The 14,547-nt window shown below is 59.0% G+C and carries 20 protein-coding genes and 1 pseudogene; 9 read left to right on the top strand and 12 right to left on the bottom strand.

The features are described from left to right. The first annotated feature begins 306 nt into the window (after positions 1-306). Positions 307-969 (top strand): hypothetical protein, encoded by a 663-nt coding sequence (locus B5Y19_RS19200; protein ID WP_079591949.1) that lies wholly within the window; start codon positions 307-309, stop codon positions 967-969. A 6-nt stretch (positions 970-975) separates the two neighbouring features. Here B5Y19_RS19200 and B5Y19_RS19195 read toward each other — a convergent pair whose 3' ends face one another. After that, positions 976-1,155 (bottom strand): type II toxin-antitoxin system RelB/DinJ family antitoxin, encoded by a 180-nt coding sequence (locus B5Y19_RS19195; protein ID WP_079591948.1) that lies wholly within the window; start codon positions 1,153-1,155, stop codon positions 976-978. 415 nt (positions 1,156-1,570) lie between these two features. Between B5Y19_RS19195 and B5Y19_RS25825 the strand changes: the two genes are divergently transcribed. From B5Y19_RS25825 to B5Y19_RS25810, 4 genes are all read left to right on the top strand, one after another. Next, positions 1,571-1,777, top strand: coding sequence for a helix-turn-helix transcriptional regulator (locus B5Y19_RS25825; protein WP_139384469.1), 207 nt, complete (start codon positions 1,571-1,573; stop codon positions 1,775-1,777). Positions 1,778-2,048: 271 nt separating this feature from the next. Then, positions 2,049-2,705: a hypothetical protein gene (locus tag B5Y19_RS25820; RefSeq protein WP_139384468.1), complete on the top strand. Its 657-nt coding sequence runs from the start codon at positions 2,049-2,051 to the stop codon at positions 2,703-2,705. A gap of 41 nt (positions 2,706-2,746) precedes the next feature. After that, positions 2,747-3,355: a hypothetical protein gene (locus B5Y19_RS25815; RefSeq protein ID WP_139384467.1), complete on the top strand. Its 609-nt coding sequence runs from the start codon at positions 2,747-2,749 to the stop codon at positions 3,353-3,355. A 105-nt stretch (positions 3,356-3,460) separates the two neighbouring features. Beyond that, positions 3,461-4,000, top strand: a complete 540-nt coding sequence (locus B5Y19_RS25810) for a hypothetical protein (RefSeq protein ID WP_139384466.1) — start codon at positions 3,461-3,463, stop codon at positions 3,998-4,000. Between the two features lie 107 nt (positions 4,001-4,107). Here B5Y19_RS25810 and htpG read toward each other — a convergent pair whose 3' ends face one another. The 5 genes from htpG to groES form a co-directional block, all read right to left on the bottom strand. Beyond that, complete coding sequence (gene htpG / locus B5Y19_RS19180) at positions 4,108-5,991, bottom strand: molecular chaperone HtpG (protein WP_079591945.1); 1,884 nt, start codon at positions 5,989-5,991, stop codon at positions 4,108-4,110. A gap of 110 nt (positions 5,992-6,101) precedes the next feature. After that, entirely contained in the window at positions 6,102-6,368 is a 267-nt protein-coding gene (locus tag B5Y19_RS19175; RefSeq protein ID WP_079591944.1) for a hypothetical protein, read from the bottom strand. A gap of 53 nt (positions 6,369-6,421) precedes the next feature. Beyond that, positions 6,422-6,637, bottom strand: coding sequence for a hypothetical protein (locus tag B5Y19_RS19170; protein ID WP_079591943.1), 216 nt, complete (start codon positions 6,635-6,637; stop codon positions 6,422-6,424). A gap of 71 nt (positions 6,638-6,708) precedes the next feature. After that, positions 6,709-8,334: a chaperonin GroEL gene (gene groL / locus B5Y19_RS19165; RefSeq protein WP_079591942.1), complete on the bottom strand. Its 1,626-nt coding sequence runs from the start codon at positions 8,332-8,334 to the stop codon at positions 6,709-6,711. Between the two features lie 56 nt (positions 8,335-8,390). Further along, a complete protein-coding gene (groES, locus tag B5Y19_RS19160; protein ID WP_079591941.1) occupies positions 8,391-8,705 on the bottom strand; it encodes a co-chaperone GroES in 315 nt (104 codons plus the stop codon). Positions 8,706-8,965: 260 nt separating this feature from the next. Between groES and B5Y19_RS19155 the strand changes: the two genes are divergently transcribed. Continuing rightward, on the top strand, positions 8,966-9,235 hold the full coding sequence (locus B5Y19_RS19155) for an usg protein (RefSeq protein ID WP_079591940.1): 270 nt from the start codon (positions 8,966-8,968) through the stop codon (positions 9,233-9,235). A 37-nt stretch (positions 9,236-9,272) separates the two neighbouring features. Here B5Y19_RS19155 and B5Y19_RS19150 read toward each other — a convergent pair whose 3' ends face one another. Together B5Y19_RS19150 and B5Y19_RS25805 are read right to left on the bottom strand one after the other, a co-directional pair. Next, positions 9,273-9,566 (bottom strand): DUF982 domain-containing protein, encoded by a 294-nt coding sequence (locus tag B5Y19_RS19150; protein ID WP_079591939.1) that lies wholly within the window; start codon positions 9,564-9,566, stop codon positions 9,273-9,275. A gap of 54 nt (positions 9,567-9,620) precedes the next feature. Further along, positions 9,621-9,956 carry a hypothetical protein gene (locus B5Y19_RS25805; RefSeq protein ID WP_139384465.1) on the bottom strand — a complete coding sequence of 112 codons (336 nt, stop codon included), beginning with the start codon at positions 9,954-9,956 and terminating at the stop codon, positions 9,621-9,623. Positions 9,957-10,638: 682 nt separating this feature from the next. Between B5Y19_RS25805 and B5Y19_RS19145 the strand changes: the two genes are divergently transcribed. Both B5Y19_RS19145 and B5Y19_RS19140 read left to right on the top strand, forming a co-directional pair. After that, entirely contained in the window at positions 10,639-11,139 is a 501-nt protein-coding gene (locus B5Y19_RS19145) for an Hsp20/alpha crystallin family protein (RefSeq protein WP_244555653.1), read from the top strand. A gap of 12 nt (positions 11,140-11,151) precedes the next feature. Continuing rightward, complete coding sequence (locus tag B5Y19_RS19140; RefSeq protein WP_079591938.1) at positions 11,152-11,556, top strand: Hsp20/alpha crystallin family protein; 405 nt, start codon at positions 11,152-11,154, stop codon at positions 11,554-11,556. Between the two features lie 32 nt (positions 11,557-11,588). On the opposite strand, the gene B5Y19_RS25800 is transcribed toward B5Y19_RS19140, so the two are convergent. Further along, a complete protein-coding gene (locus B5Y19_RS25800) occupies positions 11,589-11,915 on the bottom strand; it encodes a hypothetical protein (RefSeq protein ID WP_139384464.1) in 327 nt (108 codons plus the stop codon). A 369-nt stretch (positions 11,916-12,284) separates the two neighbouring features. Next, positions 12,285-12,446 (bottom strand): substrate-binding domain-containing protein, encoded by a 162-nt coding sequence (locus B5Y19_RS19135; RefSeq protein ID WP_244555652.1) that lies wholly within the window; start codon positions 12,444-12,446, stop codon positions 12,285-12,287. A gap of 239 nt (positions 12,447-12,685) precedes the next feature. Between B5Y19_RS19135 and B5Y19_RS19130 the strand changes: the two genes are divergently transcribed. After that, positions 12,686-13,225: a recombinase family protein gene (locus tag B5Y19_RS19130; protein ID WP_079591936.1), complete on the top strand. Its 540-nt coding sequence runs from the start codon at positions 12,686-12,688 to the stop codon at positions 13,223-13,225. A gap of 321 nt (positions 13,226-13,546) precedes the next feature. Here B5Y19_RS19130 and B5Y19_RS25795 read toward each other — a convergent pair whose 3' ends face one another. Both B5Y19_RS25795 and B5Y19_RS26175 read right to left on the bottom strand, forming a co-directional pair. Further along, a complete protein-coding gene (locus B5Y19_RS25795; RefSeq protein WP_139384463.1) occupies positions 13,547-14,185 on the bottom strand; it encodes a hypothetical protein in 639 nt (212 codons plus the stop codon). 81 nt (positions 14,186-14,266) lie between these two features. After that, positions 14,267-14,547 (bottom strand): annotated as a pseudogene (locus B5Y19_RS26175) (hypothetical protein); the annotation flags it as partial.

Genomic DNA, 14,547 nt, shown 5'->3' with positions numbered 1-14,547 from the left:
CGGAATGAGCGACGCCAAGGTGGGAGAGTGACATAGGCGGCCTAAGAGGCTCCGAAGGCGACCAGCCCGATTTCAGAGCCGCGAGTCAGGTCTTGTTAATGAGATTTCCCGGCCAGGCCATCGTCGCTCCGGGGCTCTTGTCGGCCAGAGCGCCGGATCATCGTTTAAATGAAGGGCTCCGCTCCGCCATTTCCCACCTAGATTCGCGGTGACGCCGAGACGACAGAGGCGTAAATTGGCGATCCAAGTCTCTTCAGGAGAAGGGATATGGCTCCAACGAAGATTCCAAGGTGCCCGACCGGGCCCATGCAGCCCGAGCTCCGCTTGCGCTGGGAAGCGCAATTCGCCGCGGCCCATTTCCAGCGCGTCTTCAATCAAAGCCTCTATCCATACATCGGCCATGTCGTGCAGGTGTTCGAGCCTCCGGCCTCGCCAGGAATCCTGTTTCAGTTCCGCAACGGCATGCGTGAGGAGTTTGCGAAACTCCTCGACAAGCGCGCCTTCCCACCGAAAAGCTTGAATGAAGCCATCCGAGCGGTCGTTCCCGGCGCCAAGCCGGTCATCCCAGACAACCCAGGAATAGATCACCGCGATGCTTGGTGGCGTCAGGCAGCAGCCGGCGCCGCTATCGGGTCGAGTTTCCGCGAAGAGGGAACCGGAACGAGCCTCCATATCGCCTTCAACAAGGCGCTCTGCGACGTCCATGTCGACAGGAACGGCTTTGTGGTCGACCACGACGGCCATACGCACTGGGATCTAAACGGCCTGCTTCGTCATCTGACCATCGATCTGGCTGGCGACAAGGCACCTTGGTTGCTTCACACCGGCGTCGTGCTCGACCGGAACCAAAGACCCGTCGTGCAAGCGACCGTCGGACCCTGGTTTGCTGTCGATCTGCCATCGAGGGACGGCACCGACCGAACAGCGGTCAAGGTGGGCATTCAGATCACCGGGAGCTTTGGGCGGTAGGCGGTCCTAGGTCTGCAGCTTTGAGGCATCCGGCGCTTTCACCGGAAAGGGCAACTCTCGATCAGCGGCAATTCTGATCATGAGCAGCCGGATCGCGTCAGAAGCCGATAGCCCCATCGCAGCCAGAGCCTCTGTCGCCTGATCCTTGGTCGCGGAATCGATCCGCGCTCGAATGACCGTATCCACCGCTACCTTCCAGCTTCACATTGCGAACTTCATCGTGGCGCCCGGCCGCACTGCGCTCAAGCGAACTCAACGGCCATTGGCCCAGCCAACCAAAATGGCCTGCTCACGCGCTTCACGAGGCGTCCGCACGAGCCGCTTCAGATGCAACGATCCGCCTATTATGCGCAAATTTGCGCGCGATAATTGCGCGCAGCAAAGAAAGTCACTTTTGACGCGATTCGAGGTCAAAAATTAGGTCGCTGATGAAACTGCGGAATTGGCTACTTTAGTTTGATTAAAAGGGACATATAGAGAACAAACTAGGCGCACTCTCGAAAAATGACCGATTCTTGCCTTTTTGAGCGTTATGTGAGATAAGAAAGCCGTCGACGCGAGCCGCGAAGGCACTTTTCCCAAGATTGAAAGGAATAGCTTTATGGATGTATTTCTGCTTTCGCCAAATGACGCGGCAAAGGCACTTTGTATTAGCCTGAAAACCTTAGAGGCGATGCGCCTGCGAGGTACAGGACCTACCTATATTAAGGTATCTAGTCGGCGGATTGCATATCGCCGTTCCGATCTGGAAGCGTTCATCAAAGGACGCGCATTTCAGTCGACTTCCCAGTACGGGCAAGCCGCCTGACGGCTCAATTGGGCTTCCGAGAGCGGTAAAATTAACGCAACGCGCTGATTTTTCTGGACTTTCGGCCCCGCCTTGGCTATAATAGTCAAGTAATCGGCGCTTGAGCGCCACCCGGCTAAAAGACACGTTTTTATAAATATTTAAAACGGTCGCCAGCCACCCCCTAAAATCTGAGTAATTTGTATTGCTCGTTTATCGGGAAAATAACGCATCGCCGACTTCGCGGCGAAGCGGATGGATACCCATGTCAATTTTATGGAGTAATTTTACAATGACGAACTATAATTTCAATAGCGGCGGGATTCAGAAAGTGAACCAAGCCTATATGACTGATTCATATCATCGACGAATGAAGGATATCTATTATAACCAGTGGATGATCAGCGAGAATGATCACCCCATTGAAGAGAATTCAATTTTTATCACCTATCGAATTCGTAATCCAGCGAGGCCGCAGCAACCGATGCTGAAAGGCTTCGAGGATTTCTATCATCACCTGCTTAAGAGGCTGATGGGAAAAACGAAGTCATTGGAATACGTCTATCAACGTCAGCCCGCTGGCATGGCTGCTGTTGATTATACCGGCTCCTCACGTGGTGGATGGGTTCCAGCAGAAGGGATTCATATCCATAGCGTCGTCGCGATCCATCCGGAGCTTCGGCCGTCGACTATGGTGTGGTTGGCCATGTTTCAATCCCGTTTCGGGGACAGCTTCTATTATAAGAAGCTGAGCGAAACCGGCCGTTCGATCCGTAATTCGATCCACTATTCGCTCAAAGGCATCATGCACGAGGGTGGGTATTACGAGGGTCGAGACGATCTCTCGATTTATCTTGGTCCTTACGCCAAGAAATTCGAATCCCAAGTGGTTCAAGTCGGCCGCGAACCGGGGACCAGGAAGCCAATTTTCAAGCTCAAAACGGCGTAATGAAACTGCATTTCTATTCTATAATTTGAAAGGTCAATTCTATGCAAAAGATTATGAATTCGGCAATACTTGGCAACACTGCTCTTCAGTTCCTCAACATCTACGCTTTAGCCTGGAGTCGCGGTCTCGGGCAGGAGTTCGACGAGTACGATCCCCTGTCGTTGAATCAATTTGTCTATGAGATCGAGTACGTGCGTGCTGAAGGTTCTGTCCCGGCCATCCTCAGCGGCTTTCAACAGCACACCAACGGCATCGGTTCTTGGGCGAAACGCCATAGCAGGAGTTCCGGAGAGCATATCCATTTCTGCCTCGGCTACCTTTCGAGAGATGATGAAGGCACTCGCTGCATGCATGGGCTGGCTATCGTCGTTCCTGAGGCTATCGGCAGTTGGGATTTTGCCTTCTCAGATGGTCATTACGCGGCGCAAGGACTTTCGGTGAGGCGGCACCAACCTCAGTCGGATCGTTGGTCGATATGGAAGCGGTTGACCTATGGGGTTGCGTTATCGGCGATGTTTGGCGGCGGGCATCGGCCATGTTTCACGGCTTCTGGGCCGATGGTAGAGGGAAGCGCTCTGCATTTCAGAGATCTCAGCCGACTATATGCGGAGCTGAGAAGCCCTGACACTCATCACGCCTTTAGCGGCTAGGCAGTAGGGCTCTAAACACGCCGAATGCTATTCCGAAAGGGAGCATTCGGCGCTGTTACTAGGATTATATTCCTGATAAGATGCATTCCTAACAAGGTGCGCATCATGGGCTATCAGCCGGTAACCGAGCAGATTCGAACGATTTCCGCGGCTCTTATCGCCTTCTACCGCAAGCGATGGCTCGAATGGGGCCAGTCAGATGATCGGCAGCTTCTGGACCATCTCCATGTGATGGAGTTCCAGGCTTCCGGCTGCGACACGGAGGAACTGTTCGAGGCATTCGTCAAAGCCAACGAGGCTCTGGAACGGAAGGCCTATGGCTCTGGGCAGCATCAATTCGGGATCGGATATCTCGCCAAACGCCCAGATCGAGACAGTGGCCTAATCCGGGCCGTGGTAATGGTCGAGCCGGATCAGGTCGAAGGCTTTAGGATTGCAGCCGAAGAGCTATCCTGTTCGAGGCCCGATCTCGCCGTGACGAAATGCGAGATCGATCCCGGCGATCCAGATGCTCATTGGCGATGGCTCGCAGAAGGAATTCGGGCATCAACAGCTCTGTTCGATGGCGATGAGCCGAAGTTCACTATCCTGACTGGTAGAATACGCCGACCAGCGCTGATTGCCGCCCGTTGCCATGCTGGTTGAAACCCAAAGCCGGTCAGCGCCACAATCGGATACTCAGAAGCGGCTTCGAAGTGGACGTTCCAGGCTTCATAGTCAGCGCGACGGCAGAGAATTCCCTGCTCAGTCGCTCAGTCATCGCCGAAGCTTCGCATCACCAGCCGGTTGAGCCTTTCGGCAAATGGGATTGCATTGGCCGGGCGCTCGCCGTCCAAAACGCGGGCGGTATCCAGGAGCAGGTGGACGACGTCGCTACGCAGTGCATGATCTTCGGCAGACGCGAGGGCCGAGATCATCGCGTGTCGGGGGTTAATCTCCAGGATCAGCTTGGCTGCGCTGTCGACTCGACCTGCTGCGCTGAGCAAGCGTTCGAACTGGCGATCCGGCCCTTTGTCTGATGCAACAAGGCAGACCGCGCTTTCGGTTAGCCGATCGGAGGATCGGACATCGGCAACCTCGTCGGCCAGAATCTCCTTCATCGAGGCAAGCAGAGCGGTGATCTTCTCACTCGTTTCAGCCGACGGAGGCACTGCGCCTTCAAGCAGCGGGATAAGACCGAGATCAGCCGAACCTTGCGTGACCGACTTGAACGGCTTGCCTTCGAAATCCGGCGCGGCCGAGGCCCAGAAGCTGTCAATCGGATCGGAGAGGAGCAGGACCTCGATGCCTCGCGCTCGGAAGCCTTCGAGCTGCGGGGAGTTGGCGATCCGGGAGGGATCGTCGCCGGCGATGTAGTAGATCGCGGTCTGATTGTCCTTGAGCGCGCCAACATAGTCCTTGAGGCTGCGCCACCCTTCGCCTGAGGCTGTCGTCCGAAAGCGAGCGAGGCCGAGCAGTTGTTCCCGGCGCGTGAAATCCTCGTAAAGCCCTTCCTTGATGACGACGCCGAAATTGTCCCAGATCATTCGGAACGTGTCCGGATCCTGTTCGGCCAGCTTCGCAAGATCCGCGAGGACGCGGTTGGTGACGCCCTTCTTGATCGCAGCGAGCAGTGGGCTGTCCTGGATCATCTCGCGGGAGACGTTGAGCGGCAGGTCGGCGGTGTCGACGATGCCGCGGACGAAGCGCAGGTAGCGCGGAAGGAGTTCGGCCTCGTCCGTGATGAAGACGCGCTTCACGTAGAGCTTGATCCGCCCCTTGCGATCGGCGTCGAAGAGATCGAACGGGCGAGCGCCCGGGACGAAGGCCAGCGCGGTATATTCGTGCAGGCCTTCCGCGCGAAAATGGATCGTGGCGGCGGGCTCATCATATTGTCCTGCAACGCCACGATAGAAATCGGCGTATTCGTCCTTGGTGATCTCGCTCTTCGGCCTGGTCCACAGCGCGGCCCCGTCGGAGAGGGCGACCGCATCGGCGCCAGGTTCCGTGATCAGCGAAATCGGGACAGGCACATGGCCGGACTGTTCCTTGACGACGCGCTCCAGCGTCCAGCGCTCGGCATAGGACTTGGCCTCCTCCATCAGGTGCAGCGTCACGCGCGTGCCGCGTGCCGGCGCTTCGTCCAGCGCCACAGGCGCCACCGTGAACTCGCCCTTCCCGTCCGACGACCAGGTCCAGGCTTCCGGGCTACCGGCGCGACGGCTGACCACCTCGACCTTCTCGGCGACCATGAAGGCGGAATAGAAGCCGACGCCGAACTGGCCGATGAGCTGCGCGCTGTTCTTGCCATCGGCGGTTGCTACCCGCTCCATGAAGCTGCGCGTGCCGGAGCGGGCGATCGTACCGAGGGCCTCGATCATCTCGTCATGGCTCATGCCGATGCCGGTGTCGGCAATGGTCAGCTTGCCAGCCTCCGGGTCGGCCGAGATAGTGATTGCAAGCTTCGGGTCGTCTCCCAGAAGCTCGGGTTTGCCGATCGCCTCGTAGCGCAGCTTCTCGCACGCGTCGGCTGCGTTCGAGATCAGTTCGCGCAGGAAAACGTCTCGGTCGGAATAGACCGAATGCACCATCATGTGCAGAAGGCGGGAGACGTCGGCTTCGAAGCTGCGATGCTCGGCTGTGGCGGTCGTTGTCATTCGAATTTCTCAAAAAGACGAGGCAGCGGGGAGACCCTGGAAGAGAGTGATATCGCGCAGACCGTGGCAAGACAGAGTGTCTGCACTGAAAATTGAGGGCGACTTGCTGTTCACCCGCTCCCACGCGTTTGTCGGTTGGATTGTGTCCTGATGAGAGCAAGTATGGCATTCAACCGCGCGGTCGCGAACTCGCCTGCGCCGGCTAATTGCGCCTCAATGTGAGCTGCAACGGTCTGCCACGTTGCCGATCCATCCCGCGTCATGACGGCCAGAAGATTATCCTTGAGGCCATATGTTGCGCTCTCGGCGTTGGTGATAAGGGCCTTGAAGCGGTCGGAAGGGGAGATGTCCTTAAGTTCCTGTGAGCCGTCGGTCATGTCGGGTATCTGATGTGATTGGGAGAATGCAGGGACCTTCCCGAGGCTCTCGCTTAGACTTTCTCGCGAAACCGATCGATCGCACGCTGTGCGAGATCATCCTCGTCAAGCGCCAGAGGAACCAACGAAGCCACGATATAGGCGAGGTTGTTTAGCTCCCGTTCGTCAGAGCCCGCCGGAAGCGACGGCCTGAGCTCCGCCCAAGCCTTCTCAAGAGCAGCTTCGGCACGGGCCAGGTCGATCGGATCGGTCAATGATGAAAAGGGCATGGCTATCCCTCGGCGTCTTGGGAGATTGGCATTGGGAGAGGGCGCCGCGGTAGCCGCGGCGCCCTCGATGCTCAATAGTCCGCGCCGCCGGCGGGCATGGAATGCGCCGGGTCCTTCTTCGGCGCCTCGGCGATCATCGCCTCGGTGGTGATCAGCAGACCCGCGACCGATGCCGCGTCCTGGATCGCCGTGCGGACGACCTTGGTCGGGTCGATGATGCCGGCCTTGACCAGATCGCCATACTCGCCAGTTTGGGCGTCGTAGCCCCAGGAGTAATCCTGGGATTCCAGCAGCTTGCCGACCACGACCGCGCCGTCGCCGCCGGCATTCTCGACGATCTGGCGGGCGGGCGCGGTGATCGCCTTGCGGACGATCTCGACGCCGGTCTTCTGGTCGTCATTGCCGGGCACCAGCCCTTCGAGCGCCTTGACCGCGCGCAGCAGGGCGACGCCGCCGCCCGGCAGGATGCCTTCCTCGACCGCAGCGCGGGTGGCGTTCAGGGCATCGTCGACGCGATCCTTCTTCTCCTTGACCTCGACCTCGGTCGCGCCGCCGACACGGATGACCGCGACGCCACCGGCGAGCTTGGCCAGACGCTCCTGGAGCTTCTCACGGTCGTAGTCCGAAGTCGTATCCTCGATCTGCGCCTTGATCTGGGCGACGCGGGCGTCGATCTCGGCCTTCTTGCCGGCGCCATCGACGATTGTCGTGTTCTCCTTCTCGATCCGGACCTTCCTGGCGCGGCCGAGCATGTCGAGCGTTACGTTCTCCAGCTTGATGCCGAGATCCTCGCTCACGGCGGTGCCGCCGGTCAGGATGGCGATATCCTCGAGCATGGCCTTGCGGCGGTCGCCGAAGCCCGGAGCCTTGACGGCGGCGATCTTGAGGCCGCCACGGAGCTTGTTGACGACGAGCGTGGCGAGAGCCTCGCCCTCGACATCTTCCGCCACGATCAGCAGGGGCTTTCCGGTCTGAACGACCGCTTCCAGCAGCGGCAGCATCGTCTGGAGGCCCGAGAGCTTCTTCTCGTGGATCAGGATGTAGGGGTCTTCCAGCTCGGCGACCATCTTCTCGGTGTTGGTCACGAAATAGGGCGAGAGATAGCCGCGATCGAACTGCATGCCTTCGACGACGTCGAGCTCGGTCTCGGCGGTCTTGGCTTCCTCGACGGTGATGACGCCCTCGTTGCCGACCTTCTTCATCGCCTCGGCGATCATCTCGCCGATCGTGCGGTCGCCATTGGCGGAGATGGTGCCGACCTGCGCGACCTCCTCCGAACCGGTGATGGTCTTCGAGTGCTCGCCGAGCGACTTCGTCACCGCCTCTACGGCGAGGTCGATGCCGCGCTTGAGGTCCATCGGATTGATACCGGCAGCGACCGCCTTGGCACCCTCGCGGACGATCGCCTGGGCGAGCACGGTCGCGGTCGTCGTGCCGTCGCCGGCCGCATCGTTCTGCTTCGAAGCTACCTCGCGGACCATCTGGGCACCCATGTTCTCGAACTTGTCGGAAAGCTCGATCTCCTTGGCGACGGTGACGCCGTCCTTGGTAATGCGGGGCGCACCGAACGACTTCTCGATCACGACGTTGCGCCCCTTCGGGCCCAGCGTAACCTTCACGGCGTTGGCAAGCGTGTCGACACCGCGCAGCATCCGCTCGCGCGCGTCCTGCGAAAACTTCACGTCCTTCGCAGCCATGATTCCTCACTCCTTCAGACTTGAGGTTTCAGGTTGATGATGTGGATGAGGCCCCGTCAGGCGGCCTGCTTGAGGGTCACGGTCGTCTCGACGACGCCCATGATGTCGGATTCCTTCATGATCAGGAGATCCTGGCCATCGATCTTGACCTCGGTGCCGCTCCATTTGCCGAAGAGCACGCGGTCGCCGACCTTGACGTCGGGCGGCACGAGCTTGCCGGTCTCGTCGCGCGCGCCGGCGCCCACGGCGACGACCTCGCCCTCCTGCGGCTTTTCCTTGGCGGTGTCGGGAATGATGATCCCGCCCTTGGTCTTCTCCTCGGCGTCGATGCGCTTCACGACGACGCGGTCATGCAGTGGCCGAAACTTCATGAGTTCCTCCGGTTTCCATGTCGGTCACATGTCAAGCGGGCCGGCCCTGTACGGGTCTCGCGGCGAGGTTCCGCGCGCCCTGAGGCGCCGTGCCCGCGCGATGATTTGGGTTGCCCCATTTTTGCCTTCAAGAGGGCAGCAGCACTTTTTTTGATAGAGTGCTAACAGTCTGAAAAGGCAGCACAAACGCAACCTTTCGGCTTGCCAAGGTGTTGAAAAAGCGCTGCCATCGGCGCAGTGAAACCAGGGAGCTGAAAGGAATGGCTTCGACGGACTTTGCCCGCCAGATCGCCGGCTATGGATTGACCACCGCCGGCATTCTCTACCGCCTGCCCGACCACCCTTCGATCCTCCAGGAATACATCTGGCAGGATTACGATCTCGCCCCGCGCTTCCCCGAGCTCAACAAGTTCCTCAAGTTCTGGGAAGCCAAGCTCGACGGAAAGCTCTTTTGCATCACCGTGACGCACAAGGATCTGATCGGACCAGCCGATCTCAGCCCGATCAACGGCGAGTTCCACCTGCAATGAATTGGAAGCAGCCTGGCGGGCTGCTTCCTGTTCGAACTCAGGCGAAATCCCGCGGGCCTGCTCGGCGCCCGCGGGACATGAGTGCAATATCCGGAGCCAGGATATCGTGCTTCTCGGCAAAGGCGGCGAAAATGCCGCGTGCCGTCTCCGCCTCGATGTCGCCGCGCACGGCCGCACGACAGGCCTTCATGGCAAAGCTGTGGGCTGGGCCACGCCGTCCCGCGGGCCAATCTGCCAAGAAAACGTAAGCTTCCATCGCAGACGAGATCACCGTGGGTCGCCCGAAGGCGGTCAGCACGATGATGGGCCGCCTAAACTCATCGAGCTTCATCCGTGATGCTCCCCGGCCAAGCAGTGGAACATTGTCATCGCCATGTCCTCCCGATCAGGCCGGCAGAGACTCGGAGCCGCGCGACAGGCTCACGACCTCACGGTCTGGGCTGTCACCACGATCGAGTGCGATAAGCGCGTCCATGACCTCGTCGAATGAGACCGGCTCTGCGGCAAAATCAGGATGCCTCAGCTGCGGGCATGAGGTGACCGCGCAGGCATCGGAGGCCCAGGAGGACAGGATCGCTCGTTTCTCTCCCGGGGTTAAAGAGCGATCCTCGAGGACATTGCGCGGCCTTCGATAAAAACAGCTCGGCCGCAGCAGCCGATCGATCGTTGCCTCGCCGCAAGCGGTTGAGGCAAAAGGAACTGGAACATTCGGTTTTGGCATCGCACGCTCTCCCAATGACTCCTTTCAACGCGAAGAGCTTCGCGACGAAAAATCTGGGAATCTGTCGACCTTGTTCAAGAGGTCTCGTGAGCCGGTTTAAAGGCCGATCGCGATGCTAGCTTACTCTCGTTCGCGCCGGCCCGTCCGAGCGCCTGTGCGATGGATGCCGGTAACGGTGGAGGGCGCGAAGCGCCAAGTCATCTTCATCCTCGGCAATGCCCGCCAAGTCGGCCACGACCTGTTTTTCTCTTTCCGTATGGGAAGCGACTGGAACGCTTGGCCTGACGGCTCGCCACGCGGTCTCCAAGGCAGCCTGCGCCCGAGCAAGATCAATCGGATCCAGTGATGAGAAGCGCATTTTTAGCTCCGCATTCTCAACGGCGAGAGATGTGAGATTGCCCGCCTGAGGCTGCAAGCGCGTAACGCTGGCGCAGCCGGCTTCGAGCGATCGGTCACCCCTTGAAACGCATTTTTGCCTTTCCTAATTCGTTGTCGCCGGATGCCGCTATCGGATCCTGGCGCGGGAACGACGGTCTGACTCAAAAGTGGACCAAGTTCGGCTCATGTCGCTTCGTAAGGAGGATGTGGTCCGGTGTTTGTTCGAACCCTTCCCGCTCGCGTTCGCGAGCTCATGCGATCGACCGACTCGGACTTGGACCGGATCGCTTCATCTCGCTTGCCTGTGATCGATACGCCTCCGGAGCGCGCGTGCGCGCGCGGCGTCATGCCAGGTCATGAAGCGATGGAGGATCAAATGCTGTTATCGGACTTTGGCCGCTTCGGGTTCGACCCGTTTCTGGAAATGCGGCGCATGCAACAGGAAATGAATCAGCGTCTGGCTGGGCTCAGGACCGACGCCGCTCAGGAGTTTCCGCCAGTCAATCTTTGGCTTGGCGAAAACAGCGTCGCGGTGACTGCCGAACTGCCTGGGATCGCTCCCGACGATGTCGATCTGACCGTGCGTGAGAATACGCTGACATTGAAGGGCGAACGCAAGTCGCAGGACGAGAGGTCCGTCTGGCATCGCCGCGAGCGCCCCAGCGGACGATTCTCCCGGACAATCCAGCTGCCGTTCCGCGTCGACCCGGAACAGGTGGAGGCGCGTTTCGCCAATGGGCTGCTCGAAGTCGAGATGCATCGACCGGAGGCGGACCGGCCCAGGAAAATCCAGATCAAGGGATGAGAGGAGGCAAACATGGCTCAAGAACTGCAGACAGCCGACCGGCAGGTCCCGAGCAAGCTTGACGGCAGTGAACGGACCCGCTCGCGCCAGGTATTCGTGCCGCGCGCCGACATCTACGAGACACCGGACCAGGTGGTTCTTCTCGTCGATATGCCCGGCGTTGATTCAGACGGAGTTGATATCACGCTCGAGAAGCGAACGTTGGCGATCCGCGGTTACGCCGCCGATCAGCAGCGCGAAAACTATCGCCAGATCTACGCCGAGTATGGCGCGGGAGACTATGAGCGCGTTTTCACGCTGTCCGAGGACATCGACCGGGATGGCATCGAGGCTTCGCAGAAGGACGGCGTCCTGCGCCTGGTCTTGCCCAAGGCGGCGCCGGCCAAGGCTCGCAAGATCGAGCTCAAGACCGCTTAAGTCATGCACCACAAGGAGGTTGACGATGCCAATCAGAGACCTGATCCCCTGGGGTAGCAACAAGGGGAACAAGATCGCGAAGCGGGAGGAGGACACAAGTTCCGCCGCATCTGCTTTTGCGACTGCGTACGGGGCATATAGACTGCTAGCGCTATTCTTGCGCGCGCCAGATCTTCTTGGGCCACGGTCAGCATCTCGTCGGCGATGTCGAGCGCAGCCAATGCGGCTGGCGTCGGATTGGGTCGTTCGGCGGTAACACGAATCCAGGCTTGATCGATTGCGTCGAGAGCTGCACGAACATTGGCAATCGCTCGTTCGATGGAGTCGTAAAGCGCAATCTCGTCTTCGTTGTCAGTCATCGGACGTTCCGCCTATTTGCCGGGCAAGGGCGCAGCATTGACACCAATTTAGCAATCGGATCTGACAACGCGATCGTTCGCCCACGATGAGGCGCGTCGGCCGGACTTGCCGCCCCGGTCCGTGTCCCGTGAGGGCGACCGTAGTGCTGCTTCGCCTGTTCGAGCTCAATCGCCTTGGCTCGTAGTCGTCAGCCATCGCTCTCAGAATGTCGGCGGTCCTGGGCTCTTCGTTGGCCAGGGCGGCAAACCGCCAGATGCCTCTTCCGCTCCTCCAGCGAGATCCGCCAGGAGCAGAAATTGGGCTGCCGCCATAAAGCGTAAGCTGGCCATCCGAACCTTAATTGCAGTCGGAGGCGGCAACTACAGGCTCTAAATCAGCGCGATGCCGTTCCGCTGTTGGCTTCGGACAACGAGCGAGACTGGCAGGCGGACGCAGCGTGGCCCGCGAGGCTGTGGATCGCGGATCCGATCCAGCAGCATCTCAGCGGCGTGCCGGCCCATTTCAGCCCGGTCCCAGGATAGAGCCGAGATCGGCGGCGAGCCGAGTTCCGCGAGGTCAGAATCGCTGCCGGTCGCCGGATGAGATGGACCACCTATTATCGTTGGTCGCGGGCGCTAGCCCTACTACCTGATAACGGACATCCTGGACGTCAGGAATGGGCCATCGACGGAATCGCGACGGTTGCACAATTTAACAATTTCGCAACGCTCACCGCGCCTTTGAAAACTGAGCGCTTTTTTGTTGCATAAACCCGTTGCATAATGCCTGCATGATTTTCGGCTATGCACGCGTCTCAACCGACAACCAGACTCTCGATTCCCAGATCGAGGCCTTGAAGGCAGCAGGGGCCGACCGGATCTTTCAGGAGAAAGTCAGCGGCGCCAAAGCTGATCGTCACGAACTCAAGCGGGCGCTCGCCGTGCTCGGTGACGGCGATGTGCTGATGGTGACGAGGCTAGATCGCCTAGCACGCTCAACCCGTGACCTTCTCGAAATTCTGGATCGAACCTCAAAGGCCGGCGCTGGCTTCCGCTCTCTGACGGAATCATGGGCCGATACCACGACCCCTCAGGGTCGCCTGGTGACAACGATCATGGCCGGGTTCGCCGAGTTCGAGCGATCCTTGATTCTGGCGCGAACAAGCGAAGGCATCAGCCGGGCAAAGGAGCGGGGTGTCAAGCTCGGGCGACCATTTGGGATGACGCATCACCAACGTCAGGAAGCGCTCGCCAGGAAAGCCGGAGGAGAGCCAGTGCGAAAAATCGCTCGGAGCTACAATGTCAGCCCGAGTACGATTTCACGGCTTTGAAGCCCCGGCGCTCGCTTCACCGCTCACGGAACGCCTTTGCGATCTGATCGTTGAATCCTTCGGCGCGTCCTTCCACTGCAGGCCGTTACCCCGCGCCCCGCCACGATCTTAATGATGGAGAGGCCTTCAAGCAGACGCTTGGCTACCGCCGCTTCAGCTCGCGTCAAGTCGTAGAGTTCACAGAGGAGTGCCCTGCTAGGCTGGCGCCAAATCCTCCCATCGGCAGATCGGACTTCTGCTGGGCAGTGTGAACACGCGATCATCCTCGTGGGTGACGCCGAGCCATCGGTGTCGCCACGCTCGCTTTCAGAACTGCAGCTTTCAGTCGTATAATGATCGCCACGCATTCAGAAGATCTTCGTGAATTCGAATCGATTGGGCTAAGAATTTTTCTATTATTTTTTCTTGCCGCAACGCCTTGCGGATGCTTACCTGATCCTGGTTAAAGAAAATCTGAATTTTTTCGGAATAAGAAATGGGGACTGATTTCTTCCCAACGGCGATCGCGTTAATGAAAGAGGCCGTACAGTCAATTTGCGAGGCAAGTTCTTTCTGATTAAGACCAGATCGCTTTAGTATATTCAATATGATTAACTGCGAAATCGTTTCCCTCTGACTCAATGATTTGAGAGCCTCATTAAGCGAAGTCAGTTTTTCAGCAACATCAAGCGCGCCAAATAAATCGACATACTCAGACTTACTTCTTACGACATATGTCGATTCATCCGCACACTCGGGTGGCCGCCCAAACCTCACGCTTTCTCCATCTTCCGGAGCTGTAAACGCCAGCCCCCTAGAAATGTAGAAAGCTTTTATTTTACTCTCCGTCGCACTGTTAATGGCGCGGCTTCCTGCCTCAAACTCCGTGAGGGTGCGCTTACCGATATTGGCCAGCGCACATACTGTCTTCATATCGAGACCAAGCATGGCGCGCGCTGCACGAGCTTGCCTTGGGGTCATAATATATCCCTAGCCCTGGTGGCATCCCAAAAAAAAGCCCCGGGTTTCCCCGGGGCTTCCTGACCAAAGATCGGAAACCGATCAGAAGTCGCGCTGGATGCGCAGGCGGCCGGTCCAGGCGTCGTCCGACTTGATCGTACGACCGTTGACGGCGAAGGCCTTGGCGTCCGGAACGCGAACACCGTACTCGGTGCGCGAGTAGAGCACCTCGACGCCGAGGTCGAGACCGGAGACCGGCGACCAGACGAGGTTGGCAGCGACCAGAAGCTCCTTCGGGTCGAAGTCGCGAGCAACGCCGTTGATCAGGATGGCGTCGTTCGTCTGGAGAGCCGAGTACGAACCGTAGATGTCCGAACGGATCG

It is taken from the genome of Allobosea thiooxidans (assembly GCF_900168195.1).
GTDB classification, from domain to species: Bacteria; Pseudomonadota; Alphaproteobacteria; order Rhizobiales; family Beijerinckiaceae; genus Allobosea; species Allobosea thiooxidans.
This window is presented reverse-complemented; position numbering and strand designations above follow the sequence as displayed.

Bases quoted from the DNA above. Each gene is read 5' to 3' on its own strand.
- B5Y19_RS19140 (WP_079591938.1), top strand. From the start codon at position 11,152: ATGGCTCAAGAACTGCAGACAGCCGACCGGCAGGTCCCGAGCAAGCTT.
- B5Y19_RS25800 (WP_139384464.1), bottom strand. From the start codon at position 11,915: ATGACTGACAACGAAGACGAGATTGCGCTTTACGACTCCATCGAACGA.
- B5Y19_RS25795 (WP_139384463.1), bottom strand. From the start codon at position 14,185: ATGACCCCAAGGCAAGCTCGTGCAGCGCGCGCCATGCTTGGTCTCGAT.
- B5Y19_RS19170 (WP_079591943.1), bottom strand. From the start codon at position 6,637: ATGCCCTTTTCATCATTGACCGATCCGATCGACCTGGCCCGTGCCGAA.
- B5Y19_RS25805 (WP_139384465.1), bottom strand. From the start codon at position 9,956: ATGCCAAAACCGAATGTTCCAGTTCCTTTTGCCTCAACCGCTTGCGGC.
- B5Y19_RS25825 (WP_139384469.1), top strand. From the start codon at position 1,571: ATGGATGTATTTCTGCTTTCGCCAAATGACGCGGCAAAGGCACTTTGT.
- groES (WP_079591941.1), bottom strand. From the start codon at position 8,705: ATGAAGTTTCGGCCACTGCATGACCGCGTCGTCGTGAAGCGCATCGAC.
- B5Y19_RS19150 (WP_079591939.1), bottom strand. From the start codon at position 9,566: ATGAAGCTCGATGAGTTTAGGCGGCCCATCATCGTGCTGACCGCCTTC.
- B5Y19_RS25820 (WP_139384468.1), top strand. From the start codon at position 2,049: ATGACGAACTATAATTTCAATAGCGGCGGGATTCAGAAAGTGAACCAA.
- B5Y19_RS19175 (WP_079591944.1), bottom strand. From the start codon at position 6,368: ATGACCGACGGCTCACAGGAACTTAAGGACATCTCCCCTTCCGACCGC.
- B5Y19_RS25810 (WP_139384466.1), top strand. From the start codon at position 3,461: ATGGGCTATCAGCCGGTAACCGAGCAGATTCGAACGATTTCCGCGGCT.
- B5Y19_RS19200 (WP_079591949.1), top strand. From the start codon at position 307: ATGCAGCCCGAGCTCCGCTTGCGCTGGGAAGCGCAATTCGCCGCGGCC.
- B5Y19_RS25815 (WP_139384467.1), top strand. From the start codon at position 2,747: ATGCAAAAGATTATGAATTCGGCAATACTTGGCAACACTGCTCTTCAG.
- htpG (WP_079591945.1), bottom strand. From the start codon at position 5,991: ATGACAACGACCGCCACAGCCGAGCATCGCAGCTTCGAAGCCGACGTC.
- groL (WP_079591942.1), bottom strand. From the start codon at position 8,334: ATGGCTGCGAAGGACGTGAAGTTTTCGCAGGACGCGCGCGAGCGGATG.
- B5Y19_RS19155 (WP_079591940.1), top strand. From the start codon at position 8,966: ATGGCTTCGACGGACTTTGCCCGCCAGATCGCCGGCTATGGATTGACC.
- B5Y19_RS19130 (WP_079591936.1), top strand. From the start codon at position 12,686: ATGATTTTCGGCTATGCACGCGTCTCAACCGACAACCAGACTCTCGAT.